The organism is Thiomonas islandica (assembly GCF_055383445.1).
Genome location: NZ_AP042391.1, coordinates 2207969 through 2225567 on the forward strand (window position 1 = coordinate 2207969; position 17599 = coordinate 2225567).

Sequence of the window (17599 nt, forward strand, 5' to 3'; positions counted from 1 at the left end):
GCAACAGCAGTGTCCTGCACCCGCTCACGGGCTTACAGATTCACTTTGCGCTGCATCAATTCTGCGTGCTAGAGTGTGATTTGGCCCTTCTGAAGCCGCCGCAATCCGCCAATCGGGCAGCCCGAGCCGCGGAAGGATGTTTCCCACTGAACGCCGGGGTACCCGGCAGACTGTGAGCGCGTATGTTGATGCAGAAATTCCAAGCCAACTCCTATCTCTTTGGCGGAAATGCGCCGTATGTGGAGGAGTTGTACGAGAGCTATCTGACCAATCCCGGGTCTGTTCCTGACCATTGGCGCGCGTATTTCGACGCGCTGCAGCATGTGCCGGCGCTCGACGGCAGCAATGCCCGCGACGTGCCGCATGCCCCGGTGATTTCTGCCTTTGCCGAGCGCGCCAAGTCCGGGCCGATTCGCACCCTGCAGGCAGTGGCTGACGGCGAACTGGCGCGCAAGCGTGTTGCGGCCCAGCAACTGATCGCAGCCTATCGCAATGTCGGCGTGCGCTGGGCCGACCTCGATCCGCTCAAGCGTACCGAGCGACCGAACATTCCCGATTTGGAGCCGTCGTTCTACGGTTTCACCGACGCCGATCTGGAAACGGTGTTCAACGTCAGCAACACTTTTTTCGACCGCGAGAACCTGTCGCTGCGCGAGCTGATCAACAACCTGCACCAAACTTACTGCGGCTCGATCGGTGCCGAGTTCATGTACATCAGCGACCAGGACCAGAAGCGCTGGTGGCAGCAGCGGCTCGAATCCACGCGGGCCCGCCCCGCCGTCGATGCGGACACCAAGAAGCGCCTGCTCGAACGCCTGACCGCGGCCGAGGGGCTGGAGCGTTATCTCGCCACCAAATATGTCGGGCAGAAGCGCTTTTCCCTCGAAGGGGGGGAGAGTTTCATTGTGTCGATGGACACGCTGGTACAGCGCGCCGGTCAGCTCGGCATCCAGGAACTGGTCATCGGGATGGCGCACCGCGGGCGGCTCAATGTGCTGGTCAACATTCTGGGCAAGCGGCCGCAGGATCTGTTCGACGAGTTCGAGGGCAAGCACGCCGACGATCTACCCTCCGGTGATGTCAAGTACCACCAGGGCTTTTCCAGCGATGTATCCACCCCCGGCGGGCCGGTGCACCTGAGCCTGGCGTTCAATCCCTCGCATCTGGAAATCGTCAACCCGGTGGTCGAAGGCTCCACCCGCGCGCGCATCGACCGCCGCGAGGATCCCCGCGGCGAGACCGTGCTGCCGGTGCTGGTCCACGGCGACGCCTCGTTTGCGGGTCAGGGCGTGGTGATGGAAACGCTCGCCCTGGCGCAGACCCGCGGCTACACCACGGGCGGGACGGTGCACATCGTGATCAACAACCAGATCGGCTTCACCACTTCCGACCCGCGCGACGCCCGCTCCACGTTGTATTGCACCGACGTGGCGAAAATGATCGAAGCGCCCATCCTGCATGTCAACGGCGACGATCCGGAAAGCGTGGCCTTTGCCACCAGCCTGGCGCTGGACTACCGCAAGCAGTTCCACCATGACGTGGTGGTCGACATCGTGTGCTTTCGCAAGCTCGGCCACAACGAGCAGGACACCCCGGCGGTCACCCAGCCGCTGATGTACAAAAAAATCGCGACGCATCCGGGCACGCGCAAGCTGTATGCCGACCGGCTGACCAGCCAGGGCGTGATCACCGCCGAGGACGCTGAGCAGATGATGCACGCTTTTCGCGCCGAGATGGAATCTGGGGTCAGCCTGGAGCCGGTGCTGACCAATTACAAAAGCAAGTTCGCGGTCGACTGGACGCCGTATCTCAACCGCCGCTGGACCGACAACGCCGATACCGCGCTGCCGGTGACCGAGCTCAAGCGCCTGGCCGAGCGCATCACCACGGTTCCCGAAAACTTCAAGCTCCATCCGCTGGTCGAGAAGGTGATTTCCGACCGCGCCAAGATGGGGCGAGGCGAGTTGCCGCTCGACTGGGGCATGGGCGAGCACATGGCATTTGCCTCGCTGGTGGCCAATGGGTATCCGGTGCGCCTGTCCGGCGAGGACAGTGGACGCGGCACCTTCAGTCACCGCCACGCCGTGCTGCACGACCAGAACCGCGAAAAGTGGGATGAAGGCACTTACATCCCACTGCAGAACGTCGCCGAGGGCCAGGCGCCGTTCACGGTAATCGACTCGATCCTGTCCGAAGAGGCCGTGCTCGGTTTCGAGTACGGCTACGCCACCGCAGAGCCGCGGACCCTGGTCATCTGGGAGGCGCAGTTCGGCGATTTCGCAAACGGCGCGCAAGTGGTGATCGACCAGTTCATCGCCGCGGGCGAGGTGAAATGGGGACGCGCCTGCGGCCTGACCCTGATGCTGCCGCATGGCTACGAAGGGCAGGGGCCCGAGCACTCCTCAGCGCGGCTTGAGCGTTACCTGCAGCTTTGCGCCGAGACCAATATGCAGGTTTGCCAGCCGACCACTCCGGCGCAGATCTTCCACGTGCTGCGCCGGCAGATGCTGCGGCCGCTGCGCAAGCCGCTGATCCTGATGACGCCCAAGTCGCTGTTGCGCCATCCGCTGGCCAAGTCGCCGCTATCCGATCTCGCTAACGGCCGCTTCGAACTGGTGCTGCCGGAAACCGCCGAACTCGATGCCCAGCGGGTCAAGCGCCTGATCGTCTGCACCGGCCGGGTGTATTACGACCTGGTCGCCGCGCGCGCCGAGCGCAAGCTCGATGACGTGGCCATCATCCGGCTGGAACAGCTCTACCCGTTCCCGCACAAGGCCTTCGCCGCCGAAGTCAAGCGCTATCCGAATGCGCGCGACATCGTCTGGTGCCAGGACGAGCCGCAGAACCAGGGTGCCTGGTTTTTCGTGCAGCACCACATCCACGAGAACATGCTCGAAGGGCAGAAGCTCGGCTATGCCGGGCGGCCCGCATCCGCCTCCACGGCGGTGGGTTACTACGCCAAGCATGCCGAGCAGCAAAAGGAACTGCTTGCCGCGGCGTTTGGCAAACTCAAGGGCTTTGTGCTTACCCGTTGAGCGGGAGCCGGGTGCAGCCAGGCAGACACCCGGCAGACCGCGGCCTTTCCCACCAATTCATTTCCCGTTCACGACCGCGCACCGTCGCCCCCGGCCTGCGCGAGACAACAATACCGGACTCCATCATGGCGCTGATCGACATCAAAGTTCCCCAACTCTCCGAATCCGTGGCCGAAGCCACGCTGCTGACATGGAAGAAAAAGCCCGGCCAAGCCGTGGCGCAGGATGAAATCCTGATCGAGATCGAGACCGACAAGGTCGTGCTCGAAGTGCCGTCCCCTGCGGCGGGCGTGCTGGCGCAGATTCTGAAGAACGACGGCGCCTCGGTCACCAGCGATGAGGTCATCGCCCGCATCGACACCGACGCCACGGCAAAGACCAGCCCGATGCCAGTGACCGCGGTGGGCGGCGCAACACGACCCGCGCCTGCCCCTGCCACTCCTGCCGCACCCGCTGCGCAAGCCGCACCGGCTGCACCGGCTGTGGCCATGCCGGCGGCGGCAAAAATCCTGGCCGAGCAGGGCATCAATCCGGCCGAGGTCAGCGGCACCGGACGCGACGGACGCATCACCAAGGCAGATGCGCTACAGGTCGTCAAGCAGCCCGGTGCGCAGTCCACTGCTGCGGCATCGCCGAAGGCCACCGCCGCTGCTGCGGGCATGCCGGCGTCGGCGACTGCGTCGCTCCCGCCGGTCCAGGCCGAGCTCGATCTGGCGGCCTACACCGACCGGCCGGAGCAGCGCGTGCCCATGAGCCGGCTGCGTGCCCGCATTGCCGAGCGGCTGCTGCAGTCGCAGGCGACCAATGCCATCCTCACCACCTTCAACGAGGTCAACATGAAGCCGGTGATGGATCTGCGCAACCGCTACAAAGAACAATTCGAGAAACAGCACGGCGTGAAGCTCGGGTTCATGAGCTTTTTCGTGCGTGCCGCGGTGCATGCGCTGCGCAAGTTCCCTGTGCTCAACGCGTCGATCGACGGCAATGACATCGTCTACCACGGCTATTTCGACATCGGCATCGCGGTCGGCAGCCCGCGCGGGCTGGTCGTGCCCATTTTGCGCAATGCCGACCAGATGAGTTTTGCCGACATCGAGCGCACGATTGCCGAGTTCGGCGTCAAGGCGCGTGAGGGCAAACTGACCATCGAGGAGCTCACCGGCGGCACGTTTTCCATCAGCAACGGCGGGGTGTTCGGCTCGATGCTGTCGACCCCGATCATCAACCCGCCGCAGTCGGCGATTCTCGGCATCCACGCGACCAAAGATCGGCCGGTGGTCGAGGACGGGCAGATCGTCATCCGCCCGGTGAACTATCTTGCGCTGAGCTACGACCACCGCCTGATCGACGGGCGCGAGGCGGTGCTCGGACTGGTAGCGATGAAAGAGGCGCTCGAAGATCCGGCACGGTTGCTGCTCGATCTCTAACGTTCTGACATTTCTGACATCGCTCACCGCGGCGCCGTGCATCACGGCGCTGCCGCAAGGACACGCATCATGGCATTGGATTTCGACCTCATCGTGCTCGGCGCTGGCCCGGGCGGTTACATCGGCGCGATCCGCGCCGCGCAGCTCGGTCTGCGCGTGGCCTGCATCGACGCCTGGAGCAATGCGCAGGGTGGCCCCGCCCCCGGCGGCACCTGTACCAACGTCGGCTGCATTCCGTCGAAAGCGCTGTTGCAATCGAGCGAATTGTTCGAACAGGCCGGACATGCGCTTGCCGCGCATGGCATCGGCGGCCTTGGGCAACCGACGCTCGACCTCGGCGCGATGCAGCGGCGCAAGGCGCAGGTGGTGCGGCAGAACAACGAGGGCATCCTCTATCTGTTCAAAAAGAACAAGATCAGCTTCATTCATGGCACCGCCAGCTTTTCCGGTGGCAGCGCCGCTGACGGCTGGCAGGTGGCGGTGCGCGGCAAGGGTGGCGAGCAGCAGCTCGTCGCGCCGCAGGTGTTGATCGCCACTGGCTCGGTGCCGCGGCGCTTGCCAGGGGTCGAGATCGACGAGCAAACTGTGCTGTCGAACGCCGGCGCGCTCGCGCTCGATGCGGTTCCCAAGCGGCTCGGCATCATCGGCGCCGGCGTTATCGGCCTGGAGCTTGGCAGCGTCTGGCGGCGGCTCGGTGCGCAGGTCACACTGCTCGAGGCCATGCCCGAGTTCCTTGCCGCAGCGGACGCGCAGATCGCCAAAGAGGCGCTCAAGCAGTTCACGCGCCAGGGTCTGCAGATTCACCTGGGCGCTAAGCTCGGTGGACTCGGCCGACGTGAGCAGGGGGTGGCGCTCGACTGGATGGATGCTCAGGGCCAAGCGCAGACGCTCGAGGTCGACAAGCTGATCGTCGCTATCGGCAGGCAGCCGAACACCGAGGGTCTCGGCGCGGAGCAGGTGGGACTGGAGCGCGACGTCCGCGGCTTCATCGTCGTTGACGAGGCCTGCCGCACCAATCTGCCCGGCATCTGGGCCGTTGGCGACGTGGTGCGCGGACCGATGCTTGCGCACAAGGCGGAAGAGGAGGGCGTGGCGGTGGCCGAGCGCATCGCCGGACAAAAGCCGCATGTGGATTTCGCGACGATCCCCTGGGTGATCTACACCGCGCCTGAGATCGCCTGGGTCGGACAGACCGAACAGCAGATCAAGGCGGCTGGCCGCGCGTACAAGGCCGGCAGCTTTCCGTTTGTGGCGAACGGCCGCGCGCGGGCGCTCGGCGACACCACCGGATTCGTCAAGATGCTCGCCGACGCGCAGACCGACGAGATCCTCGGCGTACACATCATCGGCCCGATGGCGTCTGAGCTGATTGCCGAGGCGGTGGTGGCGATGGAGTTCAAGGCGTCGAGCGAGGACATCGCGCGCATCTGCCACGCGCACCCGACGCTGTCCGAAGCAATGAAAGAAGCCGCGCTGGGCGTGGCCGCACGCACGCTCAACCTGTAAACCAGCCGATGGATGTCACGAGCTATGTCAAGCAGGCGCTGCAGGGGCGCGGGCTCGAACTCGACGCGGCGCAGCGCAGGGCGCTCGCGCGGCTGCAGCAGTGCTACGACGAATGGGTGGATTACAAATCACGCCGCTCCAGCGCGATCCGACGCGCGCTGATCCATCCCGAACTGCCGCGTGGCGTTTATCTGTGGGGCGGGGTCGGGCGTGGCAAGTCGATGCTGATGGACGCGTTTTTCGTCACCGTGCCGATCATGCGCAAAACCAGGCTGCACTTTCACGAATTCATGCGCGAGGTGCAGCGCGAACTGGCCGCGCTGCAAGGCACGGTCGATCCGCTGCTGGAGCTGTCGCGGCGCATCGCGCGTCGGTTCCGGCTGATCTGCTTCGACGAGTTTCACATCAGCGACATCACCGACGCGATGATCTTGCACCGCCTGCTCGCCGGACTGTTCGACCACGGGGTGCAGCTGATCGCCACGTCCAACTTTCACCCCGACATGCTCTACCCCGACGGCCTACATCGCGACCGCATTCTGCCGGCGATCGCGCTGATCAAGCAAAAGATGGACGTCGTGCAGGTCGATGGCGGTGTGGACTACCGGCAGCGGGCGCTAGCCGAGCTCGACCTGTACATCACGCCGCTTGGCGCGCAGGCGCAGGTGAAGATGGCGCAGGCCTTCGAGCGCATCGCCGGCGACGCTGACGACGATCCGCTGCTGCGGATCGAAGGGCGCGACATCCAGGCGCTGCAGCGGGCAGGCGGCGTGGTGTGGTTCAGCTTCGATGCGCTGTGCAACACGCTGCGCTCGCAGCTCGATTATCTGGAGATCGCCAGCCGGTTTCACACCGTGCTGCTGTCGGACGTGCCGCAGATGACCGAAGACATGGCCAGCGCCGCACGGCGCTTCACCCTGCTGGTCGATGTGCTTTACGACCGGCGGGTCAAGCTGATTATCAGCGCCGCGGTCCCACCTGAAGACCTTTACCCGCACGGGCCTTTGGCGTACGAGTTCAGCCGCACCGCATCGCGTCTGCGCGAGATGCAAAGCGCCGAATACCTACGCGCCGAGCGGCGGCTGGATTTGGCGGAGCTGGCATGACGCCGCGCCGCCTCTTGCTGACCGGCCTGCTCGGCACCTGCCTATTGCAGGGTTTGCAGGGTTTGGCGCAGGCCACGCCCACCGCCGAGCAGGACGCGGCGCAGCAGTTTGCGCTGCAGGCGCAGCGCGCGCAGGTGCTGTCTCGCTACCGCGACGAGCAGGTGGCCTGTCTGCAGCGGTTTTTTGTCAATGACTGCCTGGACGCCACGCGCAGGCGGGAGCGCGAAGCGCTTGCCGCCATCGACTCGGAGCTGCAGGCGATCGCGCTGCGTGCCCGCCAGCGCGCTGCCGAGGCCGAGCTACGCAAGGTGCAGGCCAACCTCGCCGCGGCGCGGGCCGCCCAGCCCGACAGCGCGCAGACTGAGCGCGCCAGCGCAGCGCGCCGGGCAACACTGGCGCAGCGCGAAGAGCAGGCTGCAGCGCGCGCCCGGCAAGCCGCAGCGCAGGCGGCCGCGAACGGTGAGGCGACGGGCCGACCGCAGGCCGCACCTGCCGTCTCGCCGCGGCATTGCGCCCCGTTGCCGCCCATTGCGCCGTCTTCGGGGCAGCGGGCGGAGCAGGCTGCCAAAGCACGAACCGAATACGCGGCCAAACAGAAGGCCTATGCCGAAAAACAGGCACAACAGGCGCGCCGCAACGCCGCACAAAAACAAGCACCGCCTCTACCCGTACCACCTCCCAGCGGGCCCCTGCGTTGATCGGCCTTGACCAGCGCAGCGGGCTACCATGCCCGGCTGTCCATTCCTGGTTTCCAGCATGTTGATCGAATCCCCTTTGATCGAGGCGTTTTACCGCCAAACTCCGGAGCAGTTACGCTTGCAGGCTGGCATTCTGCTGGGGGTGATCGTGCTTGGCGTGCTGCTAGGCACTGCGCTCGAAAAGCAGATCCGCAAGCTGCCCAGTTGGCGTGAGGCGTTTGTAGCGAGCTGGCGTTATGGCCTGGGGTTTCCGTTTGTCGCCTTGCTCGCCCTGATTCTGGTGCGCCATGCATCGCACCTCCTGCTCAATTTACCTCTGCTCAAACTGGCATTACCGGTGCTCGGGGTGCTGCTGCTCGTGCGGCTGGCCGCTTCGGTTTCGCGGCACCGGTTTTCCAAGGACAGCGGCACGCGCTATCTGGTGCGGGTCCTCAGCATCGGTTTGTGGATCACCCTGGCGCTGCACCTGGCGGGCATCCTGCCAGAAATCCGCGAGGCACTGGACGCGCTGTCCATCACCCTGGGCAAGCAACGCTTGTCGGGCTGGACGCTTCTCAAGGGGGTGGCCTCGATTGCGGTGACGCTGCTTCTGGCGCTGTGGGTTTCGTCGCTGCTGGAGGCGCGCCTGTTGCGGTCGCCCCTGGACGCCAGTCTGCGGCTGGTGTTCACGCGGCTGCTGCGCTCGGTGGTGCTACTCGTCGCTGTGCTCACGGCGCTGCAGATGGTGGGGATCGACCTCACCGTGCTCAGTGTCTTCGGCGGCGCGCTCGGCGTCGGCCTGGGCTTTGGCCTGCAGAAAATCGCGGCAAACTATGTCTCTGGCTTTGTCATCCTGCTCGAGCGCAGCCTGCGTGTGGGCGACAACGTGCGCATCGACACCTTTCAGGGGCAGATCGTCGATATCAAGACCCGCTACACCCTGGTGCGCAGCATAGCGGGCATGGAGTCCATCGTGCCTAATGAAATGCTGATCGCCAACCGCATCGAAAATCTCTCATACAGTGATCCGAACGTGTGGCTGTCCACCACGGTGGGCGTAGCTTATGACACCGATGTGGAGCAGGCTCTTGCGCTGATCAAAGAGGCGGTGCAGTCGGTGCCGCGTGTCCTGCACAGCCCGGCACCCAGCGCGGTGCTCGACGCCTTTGGCGATAGCGCCCTCAACATCACGGTGGGGTACTGGATCGCCGACCCCGAAAATGGCACTCTGGGTGTGCGCGGCCAGGTCAACCTGGCCATCTGGCATGCCTTGAAGGCACACGGCATCGAGATTCCCTTTCCGCAGCGCGTGGTGCGATGGGCGGGGGACGATCCGCCGCCAGCGCCGCTGCGGCCTGCAGCAGGCGCAACCGGGGCTGCACGTCGGCCCGAGCCTGACCACGACAGCGATTGACAGAGCCTGCCTCCGTTGACCGCGCGCGTCGTCTGATGCGGCCAGCGCCTGATGCAGGGAAAACGCGCCCATCACGACGAACAAGAGTGCGGCAATGCCATGCACTCGGCGTGTTGGCAGAGGCGGTATAGCAGAGGCGATCGGCAAAGCGATGGCTGAACAGCGCGGCGGGCACGTTGGCCCGCATCATGCCCAGCACGGTTCTCGCTACCACCGGGACCATTCCTGATCGCGCGCAGCCAGCACGACTGCCAGGCGTCGCGGCCGCTTGTCGCTGGGCGAGCGTGACGGCCAAGTCTGTGGACGCAAGCCCCGCCGATTGCGGCGGCGGGCGGCTACTGCCCAATGCGGGTTGCAATCTAGGTAGGGTCTTTGAAAAGGCTTGATCTGGGGCAGTGTCCCTCGTTACACTGCCAAAAACGAACGATCGTTCTATTGTGGGTCGCCTAGCCGATTGGCTTGTGCGGTGCTGCACAAACTGAACTCACATTCCAAATCCATAGGAGCAAGGCATGAAAGTGCTGGTCGCGGTCAAACGCGTGGTCGATTACAACGTCAAGATTCGGGTCAAGTCCGATGGCAACGGCATTGAGACCGCCGGGGTGAAGATGAGCATGAACCCGTTTGACGAAATCGCCGTCGAGGAAGCGGTGCGGCTCAAGGAGAAGGGCACGGTCAGCGAGATCGTCGCCGTCAGCTGCGGCGTGGCCGCCTGCGGCGAGACGCTGCGCACCGCGATGGCGATCGGCGCCGACCGCGGCATTCTGGTCGAAACCGACGCCGAACTGCAGCCGCTGGCCGTGGCCAAGCTGCTCAAGGCGGTGGTCGAGCGCGAAGCGGTGCAACTGGTCATCCTCGGCAAGCAGGCCATCGACGATGACGCCAACCAGACCGGGCAGATGCTTGCCGCGCTGCTCGGCTGGTCGCAGGCGACCTTTGCGTCCAAGGTCGAGATCGACGGCGAGCAGGCCAAGGTCACGCGCGAGGTCGACGGCGGGCTCGAGACGATCGCAGTCAGGCTACCTGCGGTCATCACCACCGACCTGCGGCTGAACGAGCCGCGCTACGTCACCCTACCCAACATCATGAAGGCGAAGAAAAAGCCGCTGGAGACGCTCAAGCCCGAGGAACTCGGCGTCGATGTGGCGCCGCGGCTGAAGACGTTGAAGGTTGCCGAGCCGCCCAGGCGAGGCGCCGGGGTCAAGGTGCCCGACGTGGCCACCCTGGTCGCCCGCCTGAAAAACGAAGCCAAGGTCATCTGAATTCCGAACCGCCGATCGCCCAACGCTTTCAAGGACTGCGCCCATGACTGCCCTCGTCATCGCCGAACACGACAACCACACCCTGCGTCCCTCCACCCTCAACACCATTGCTGCGGCATTGCAGTGCGATCCGCAGGTCCATGTGCTCGTCGCCGGTCACGGCTGCACCGCCGTGGCGCAGGCCGCGGCGCAGGCAGCAGGAGTCGCCAAGGTGCTGTGCGCTGATGCGCCGCAGCTTGCCGCCGGACTGGCCGAAACTACTGCGGCGCAGGTGCTGGCGGTTGCCTCAGAATATGACCACATCCTGGCCCCGGCCACTGCGTTCGGCAAGAACCTGGCACCGCGCGTGGCTGCGCTGCTCGACGTGGCGCAGGTGTCTGACATCATCCATGTGCGTGCGCCCGACACCTTCGACCGCCCGATCTACGCCGGCAACGCCATCGCCACGGTGCACAGCAGCGACAAGGTCAAGGTCATCACCGTGCGCACCACCGGTTTCGATCCGGTGGCCGCCAGCGGCGGCCATGCCGAGATCCAGACCATTGCCGCGGTGGAAGATGCCGGGCTGTCCAGCCTGGTCGGGCGCGAGTCCATCAAGAGCGAGCGCCCGGAACTCACGGCGGCGAAGATCGTGGTCTCCGGCGGACGCGGTCTGGGCAGCAAGGAAAACTTCGACGCGGTGTTGACTCCCCTGGCCGACAAGCTCGGCGCCGCGCTGGGCGCAAGCCGTGCCGCGGTGGACGCTGGCTATGCTCCCAACGACTGGCAAGTGGGGCAGACCGGCAAGATCGTCGCGCCGCAGCTGTATGTCGCGGTGGGAATTTCCGGCGCCATCCAGCACCTGGCCGGCATGAAGGACAGCAAGGTCATCGTCGCGATCAACAAGGACGAAGAGGCGCCGATTTTCGGCGTGGCCGACTACGGCCTGGTGGCCGACCTGTTTACCGCGGTGCCGGAAATGGTCAAGCAGATCTGACCCGCAGCATCCCGCCCGTTCACGACTGTAGAGGCCGCGCAGAACGGCCCGCGATTCAGCACGGCCACACAGCCCCAACCGGAGACTCGCATGTCCTACACCGCCCCCGTCCGCGACATGATGTTCGACCTCGAACATCTCGCCGGTCTGGCGTCGATTGCCCAGCTTCCTGGATTCGAGGACGCCACACTCGACACTGCACGCGCTGTGCTGGAGGAATGTGCCCATTTCAACCAGGGGGTCATCGCCCCACTGAACCGCACCGGCGACCTGCAGCCCAGCAGCTGGAAAGACGGCGTGGTGACCACCACTCCCGGGTTCAAGCAGGCGTTCGGCCAATTTGCCGAAGGCGGCTGGCAGGGGTTGCAGCATCCGGCAGATTTTGGCGGTCAGGGGTTGCCCAAGAGCATTTCCGCGGCCTGCACCGAAATGTTCAACGCTGCCAACCTGAGTTTTGCGCTGTGCCCGTTGCTGTCGGACGGCGCAATCGAAGCGCTGCTCACTGCGGGCAGTGACGACCAGAAGCAGCGCTATATCCCGCGTCTGATCTCGGGGCAGTGGACCGGCACCATGAACCTTACCGAGCCGCAAGCCGGCTCCGATCTGGCACTGGTGCGCACACGCGCCGAACCGCAGGCTGACGGCCGCTTCCGTCTGTTCGGGCAGAAGATCTACATCACCTACGGCGAACACGACATGGCCGAGAACATCGTCCATCTAGTGCTCGCTCGCCTGCCTGATGCGCCGCCCGGGGTCAAGGGCATTTCGCTGTTCATCGTGCCCAAACTGCTGGAAGATGGACGCCGTAACGATGTCTGGTGCGCGTCGATCGAACACAAGCTGGGCATCAAGGCCAGCCCGACCGCGGTGCTGGTCTATGGAGACAGCAAGGGCGAGGTGGGACCGGGCGCCATTGGCGAGCTGGTGGGCGAGCCCAACCGTGGCCTAGAGTACATGTTCATCATGATGAACGCCGCACGCTATGCCGTGGGGCTGCAGGGCGTGGCAGTGGCCGAAGCCGCTTACCAGAAGGCCGCGGCCTATGCCAAGGAGCGGGTGCAGTCGCGTCCGGTGGACGGCAGCTCGGCGCAGGCGGTGACCATCGTGCATCACCCGGATGTGCGTCGCATGCTCATGACCATGCGCGCGCTCACCGAGGGCGCGCGGGCGCTCGCACTGGTCGCGGCCAGTCTGCACGACGTTGGCCGTGCTCACCCCGACGCCCAGCAACGTGCTGCACATGAGACGGCGTACGACTTTCTCGTGCCGCTGGTCAAGGGCTTTTCCACCGAAATGAGCATCGAGGTGACCAGCCTGGGCGTGCAGGTGCACGGCGGCATGGGTTTCATCGAGGACACGGGCGCCGCGCAGTTCTACCGCGACGCGCGCATCCTCACCATTTATGAAGGCACCACGGCGATTCAGGCCAACGACCTGGTGGGCCGCAAGACCGTGCGCGATGGCGGCGTGCTGGCGATGAGTTTTGCCAGCCGCGTGAACAAGACCGAGGACGCGCTCAAGGCCACCGGCGATGCGCAGGCTGTGACCATGGCCACGCAACTGGCCCATGCGCGGCAGGCCTATGCCCAGGTCGTGGCCTTCATCGTCGCGAGTGGCAAGACCGCGCCGAACGCGGCCTATGCCGGCAGCGTGCCGTATCTGATGCTGACGGGCACCCTGCTGGCCGGCTGGCAACTGGCGCAGAGCTGGCTGGCCGTGGCGCACCTGGGTGCCGAGGACGCCGCGTTTGCCAGCGCCAAGCGCGCCACCGCAGTGTTCTACTGCGCGCACATCCTGCCGCGCTGCAGCGCGCTGCGCGATGCGGTGCTGCAGGGTGCGGACAGTGTGATGGCGCTGCCGGTGGAGGCATTCTGATCATGGCGTTGCCCACTGCTCTTTCCTCACTGCGCCTGCCAGTGATCGGCTCGCCGCTATTCATCATCTCCAACCCCAAGCTGGTGATCGCGCAGTGCACCGCAGGCATTGTCGGCAGCTTTCCGGCGCTCAACGCGCGGCCGGCATCGCAACTCGACGAATGGCTGGCCGAGATCACCGAGGCGCTGGCAGCATGGAACGTGGCGCATCCGGATCAGCCGGCGGCGCCGTTTGCGGTCAATCAGATCGTCCATCGCAGCAACGACCGGCTGGAGCACGACATGATGCTGTGCGCCAAATACCGGGTGCCCATCGTCATCACCTCGCTGGGCGCGCGGCCCGAGGTCAACCAGGCGGTGCACGGTTGGGGCGGGCTGGTGCTGCACGACGTGATCAATCAGACCTTCGCGCACAAGGCCATCGACAAGGGCGCCGATGGCCTGATCCTGGTCGCTGCGGGCGCCGGGGGGCATGCCGGCACGCAGTCGCCGTTCGCTCTGGTGCAGGAAACCCGGGCTTGGTTCGACGGCCCCATCGTGCTGTCTGGGGCGATCGCCAGCGGCAGCTCCATTCTCGCGGCGCAGGCCATGGGTGCCGACCTGGCCTACATCGGCAGCGCCTTCATCGCGACCGACGAAGCCCGCGCAGTCGATGCCTACAAGCAGATGATCATCGACAGCAGCGCGCAGGACATCGTCTATTCCAGCCTGTTCACCGGGGTGCACGGTAACTACCTGCGCGGCTCGATCGCCGCTGCCGGGCTCGACCCCGACTATCTGCCCGAGGGCGATCCAAACAAGATGGACTTTGCCTTGGCGCTGGGCACAGCGAAGGCATGGAAAGACATCTGGGGCTGCGGCCAGGGCATCGGCGTGGTGCATAAGGTACAGAGTGCGGCCGCGCTGGTGGCGCAGCTAGCTGAGCAGTACCATGCCGCACGACAACGCCTGTGCCGCCTATAGTTGGCGCATCACCGTCACCGGAGATGTCTCATGCGCGCACGTCACCATCCCCACGACCTGCCCGCTGCCCCGCAGCCGTCCAACCTGGCACGGCTGGCCGCTGCGCGATCATTTGCCGAGTTCTATCCGCTGTACCTAGCCGAGCATCGCCAACCGCTCAATCGTTGGCTGCACTTCACCGGCTCGACTCTGGCGCTGGTTTGTCTGTTTTTCCTGGTGTTCACCGGCAACCCGTGGTGGCTGCTTGCGGCGGTGGTCTGCGGCTACGCCTTCGCCTGGGTCGGCCACTTCTTTGTCGAGCACAACCGCCCGGCTACGTTCAAGCGCCCACTGCTGAGTCTGATGGGAGACTGGGTGATGTGGTGGCAGATGCTGACCCGGCGCCTTTGACTGGGTGCTCGTCGAGCAGCCGATCGAGAGTGCAGCTGCGCGCTTCGGCGCCGAACAAATGCGCCAGCAGGGCCGAGGTGCGCCGGGCATGTTCCTGGTCGAGCAGCAGGGCGTCGATCAGTGGCTCGATCGACGTGGACTGCGTGTCGCACAGTAGCGCCCAGCGCGCCGGCCCGCGGTCTGCGCAGGCCACCTTGCCCACCCAACCCAACCGTTCGAGCGCGGTGAGCAGGTCCTGCAGTTGTAACGGGTCCAGGCGCAGCCGGCGCGACAGCGCGGCCGCCGTCAGCCCGCAGTTCGGCGCCTGTCGCGCGCGGTACAACTGCCTGAGCACTTGTATTGCGCCAAGAAACTCGGCCCCGGCATAGCCCTCGTGGCGGATCGCGCGCCCGCGCAGCGTCGGTGCATAGGCCGCGATCATTGCCCCGACCAGCACTGCGAGCCAGCTGAAGTCGATCCACAGCAGCAGCAAGGGCAGGGCGGCAAAGGTACCGTACACCGCGGTGTAGGTGGTCACGGAGGAGAAATACAAGGCCAGCGCCCGCCCCCCTAGGCTGAACGCCAGCGCGGCGACCACGCCGCCGGCCAGCGCGTCGCGCCACTGCACCTCGGCATTCGGGATGAAGCGGAACATTGCCGCCAGTGCGACCGCCATCAACGCCCAAGATGCCAGGCTCAGCAGCACGCTAGCGCCGCCCGGCAGGTGGTGCAGCAGCCCGCGGTGCGCGCCGACCACATAGCTCATTAACCCGATGCTTGCGCCCAGCACCAGTGGTCCCAGGGTGAATCCGGCCCAGTAGATCAGCACTCGCTGCGCCAGCGGGCGTGGCCGCGGGGTACGCCAGATGGCGTTGAGCGCGCGGTCGACCGTGAGCATCATCGACGTGGCGGTCAAGATCAGAAAGATGACGCTGACCACGCCCAGCCCCTTGGCCCGCGCTGCGAAATCGCTCAGGTAATGCGCCACCTTGTCCGACAGCCCCTCGGGCAGCATCTGCTGCGCCAGATGCGCCTGTAACTGGCCCTGCAGCCTGTCGAATGCTGGAAACGCGGTGAACACCGCCAGCGCCACGGTGAGCAGCGGCACCAGCGAGATCAGGGTGGTGAAGGTCAGGCTGGCTGCGGTCTGCGCCAGGTTGTCCTGCGCAAACCGCGTTGCCAGCGTGCGCAGGCTGGCTTTGAGGGCTTCGGGCAGGCTCAGGCGTGGCATGGCAATACCATAGCGGAGTAAATCACCCGCGACTTTTCAGTCGCAGGCTTTATCAGGCCGTTGAAAAACGTCGCGAGGATGGCCAGATGCAAGGCGCACGGCGCGCAGCGACCGAGACATATCAAATAGATAGGCGAGGCAGCGAGCACCGTGCAACGCCGCAGATGGCCCACCGCAGTAGTTTTTCAACGGCCTGTTATTGTGAAGCGCAGACATGGTTGCCCCTATCCACACCCCCAACATCAGGCGCATTGACGGTCGCCATCGGCAGCGGGGCACCGCTGCCGATGCGGGCAAGGTTTCGACTTGCATTCAAGTCGGCGTGCGCCCGCAGACCACACTTATCGCACACGAAACGATGCTTGAGCCGCTTGCCCAGACTGCCGCAGCACGCACACGTCTGGCTCGTGTAGGCCGGGTTGACGTACTCGACCACGATGCCCGCCGCCTTGGAACGGTCGCGCCGATCGCGCAGATGCTCGCCGCCGAAGACCTTGCCCGTGCTCACGGCGGCGAGGTTGTTTTCTCCGACATCCACGCCCATGACCGGGCCGGATGCCAGCGGCTTCACGTCGCCGGATTCGACGACGAGGTTGAAAAACCACTTGCCCTGCCGCAAGACCAGTTCCGCTTCCTTTGGCTTTCCGGATTCGAGGATGCGGCGCTGATGCGCGCCCAGGCGCAGGGGAATGGTCATGCGCCCCTGAGCCGTGTAGAGCGAGACGCCGTCGCCCCTGAGTGTGTAGGTGCGTTGGTCGAAATGCACGCTGGCATGGTCGAAACGGATCGCGGGAGGCGGCTGGTCTTTGCGGATGCGCCCCAGCGCCTTTTGTGCCTTGTCGGCTTTGCACACCGAGAAGATCGCGTTGCAGCCCATCTGGCTGCCCAGCGGCGTGGCCGCTCGCAGCGCGTTGTACGCCAGGTTGTGCAAGGCCACCCGATTCCAGACCCGGTGCGCGACGACGAAAGGCACCAGACGGTTGCAGGCATCTGCGTCAGCAGAACGCAGCGCCGTCAACGCGGCGGCTTGCTGTGCAGTCACGTCCAGTCGGACCTGGGCGGTGCGCATCATGCGTTCCAATATACACCACATGGTGCGCTTTGCGCGCCTGCAATTCCTCCCGCGATTGAAATCGCGGGTTTCCTTGCAAGGTCTCTATGAAAGTCATCCTGGTTCTCTACTACAGCGTGCATGGCGGCACGCGCACCCTGGCCGAGTGCATTGCGCAGGGCGTGGCCAGCGTGCCAGGAGCGCTGCCGCGGGTGCGCACCGTGCCGCGGGTCAGCACCGTGGCCGAGCAGACCGCGCCAGCCATTCCCGACGACGGCCCGCCATATGCGGAGCTGGGTGATCTGCAGGAATGCGCCGGGCTGGCGCTGGGCTCGCCCACGCGCTTTGGCAACATGGCCGCGCCGCTGAAGTATTTTCTCGACCAGACCTCGACGCTGTGGCTCTCCGGGGCGCTGGCGGGCAAGCCGGCGGCGGTGTTCACCTCCACCGGCAGTCTGCACGGCGGACAGGAAAGCACCCTGCTGTCGATGATGCTGCCGCTGCTGCATCACGGCATGCTCATCGTTGGTCTACCCTATGCCGGTCAGCCCGACCTGATGACCACCCGCAGCGGCGGCACACCTTACGGCGCGAGTCACCACGCCGCCTCCGATGCATCCCTGGCGGTCAGCGAGGAAGAAAAACGCCTGGCGGTGGCGCTGGGGCAGCGGCTGGCGCAGACGGCGCTCAAGCTTGGCGCAGATTGAC

14 protein-coding genes are annotated in these 17599 nt (G+C 65.3%); 12 read left to right on the top strand and 2 right to left on the bottom strand.

The window, feature by feature from the left end; all coding sequences use genetic code 11:
* The first annotated feature begins 182 nt into the window (after nucleotides 1–182).
* The 11 genes from ACZ47F_RS10860 to ACZ47F_RS10910 all read left to right on the top strand — a co-directional run bounded on the left by ACZ47F_RS10860 (nucleotide 183) and on the right by ACZ47F_RS10910 (nucleotide 14630).
* Nucleotides 183–3035, top strand: a complete 2853-nt coding sequence (locus ACZ47F_RS10860) for a 2-oxoglutarate dehydrogenase E1 component (RefSeq protein ID WP_464924730.1) — start codon at nucleotides 183–185, stop codon at nucleotides 3033–3035.
* Between the two features lie 125 nt (nucleotides 3036–3160).
* Nucleotides 3161–4462, top strand: coding sequence for a 2-oxoglutarate dehydrogenase complex dihydrolipoyllysine-residue succinyltransferase (gene odhB, locus ACZ47F_RS10865; protein WP_464924731.1), 1302 nt, complete (start codon nucleotides 3161–3163; stop codon nucleotides 4460–4462).
* 69 nt (nucleotides 4463–4531) lie between these two features.
* Entirely contained in the window at nucleotides 4532–5968 is a 1437-nt protein-coding gene (gene lpdA, locus ACZ47F_RS10870; RefSeq protein WP_464924732.1) for a dihydrolipoyl dehydrogenase, read from the top strand.
* A gap of 8 nt (nucleotides 5969–5976) precedes the next feature.
* Complete coding sequence (gene zapE, locus ACZ47F_RS10875; protein ID WP_464924733.1) at nucleotides 5977–7074, top strand: cell division protein ZapE; 1098 nt, start codon at nucleotides 5977–5979, stop codon at nucleotides 7072–7074.
* Nucleotides 7071–7772, top strand: coding sequence for a hypothetical protein (locus ACZ47F_RS10880; RefSeq protein ID WP_464924734.1), 702 nt, complete (start codon nucleotides 7071–7073; stop codon nucleotides 7770–7772). The genes zapE and ACZ47F_RS10880 overlap by 4 nt, the downstream gene beginning before the upstream one ends.
* Nucleotides 7773–7830: 58 nt before the next feature.
* Nucleotides 7831–9165 (top strand): mechanosensitive ion channel family protein, encoded by a 1335-nt coding sequence (locus ACZ47F_RS10885; RefSeq protein ID WP_464924735.1) that lies wholly within the window; start codon nucleotides 7831–7833, stop codon nucleotides 9163–9165.
* Between the two features lie 512 nt (nucleotides 9166–9677).
* Complete coding sequence (locus ACZ47F_RS10890) at nucleotides 9678–10427, top strand: electron transfer flavoprotein subunit beta/FixA family protein (protein WP_464924736.1); 750 nt, start codon at nucleotides 9678–9680, stop codon at nucleotides 10425–10427.
* Nucleotides 10428–10470: 43 nt separating this feature from the next.
* Complete coding sequence (locus tag ACZ47F_RS10895; RefSeq protein ID WP_464924737.1) at nucleotides 10471–11403, top strand: electron transfer flavoprotein subunit alpha/FixB family protein; 933 nt, start codon at nucleotides 10471–10473, stop codon at nucleotides 11401–11403.
* A gap of 90 nt (nucleotides 11404–11493) precedes the next feature.
* A complete protein-coding gene (locus ACZ47F_RS10900) occupies nucleotides 11494–13278 on the top strand; it encodes an acyl-CoA dehydrogenase (protein ID WP_464924738.1) in 1785 nt (594 codons plus the stop codon).
* Between the two features lie 2 nt (nucleotides 13279–13280).
* Nucleotides 13281–14240 (top strand): NAD(P)H-dependent flavin oxidoreductase, encoded by a 960-nt coding sequence (locus tag ACZ47F_RS10905; protein ID WP_464924739.1) that lies wholly within the window; start codon nucleotides 13281–13283, stop codon nucleotides 14238–14240.
* Between the two features lie 30 nt (nucleotides 14241–14270).
* A complete protein-coding gene (locus ACZ47F_RS10910; protein WP_464924740.1) occupies nucleotides 14271–14630 on the top strand; it encodes an Mpo1-like protein in 360 nt (119 codons plus the stop codon).
* Here ACZ47F_RS10910 and ACZ47F_RS10915 read toward each other — a convergent pair.
* Both ACZ47F_RS10915 and ACZ47F_RS10920 read right to left on the bottom strand, forming a co-directional pair.
* Entirely contained in the window at nucleotides 14560–15840 is a 1281-nt protein-coding gene (locus ACZ47F_RS10915) for a YihY family inner membrane protein (RefSeq protein WP_464924741.1), read from the bottom strand. The genes ACZ47F_RS10910 and ACZ47F_RS10915 overlap by 71 nt on opposite strands.
* A 196-nt stretch (nucleotides 15841–16036) precedes the next feature.
* A complete protein-coding gene (locus tag ACZ47F_RS10920; RefSeq protein WP_464924742.1) occupies nucleotides 16037–16909 on the bottom strand; it encodes an RNA-guided endonuclease InsQ/TnpB family protein in 873 nt (290 codons plus the stop codon).
* 89 nt (nucleotides 16910–16998) lie between these two features.
* On the opposite strand from ACZ47F_RS10920, the gene wrbA reads away from it, so the two are divergent.
* Nucleotides 16999–17598 (top strand): NAD(P)H:quinone oxidoreductase, encoded by a 600-nt coding sequence (wrbA, locus tag ACZ47F_RS10925; RefSeq protein WP_464924743.1) that lies wholly within the window; start codon nucleotides 16999–17001, stop codon nucleotides 17596–17598.
* Nucleotide 17599 lies beyond the last annotated feature (1 nt).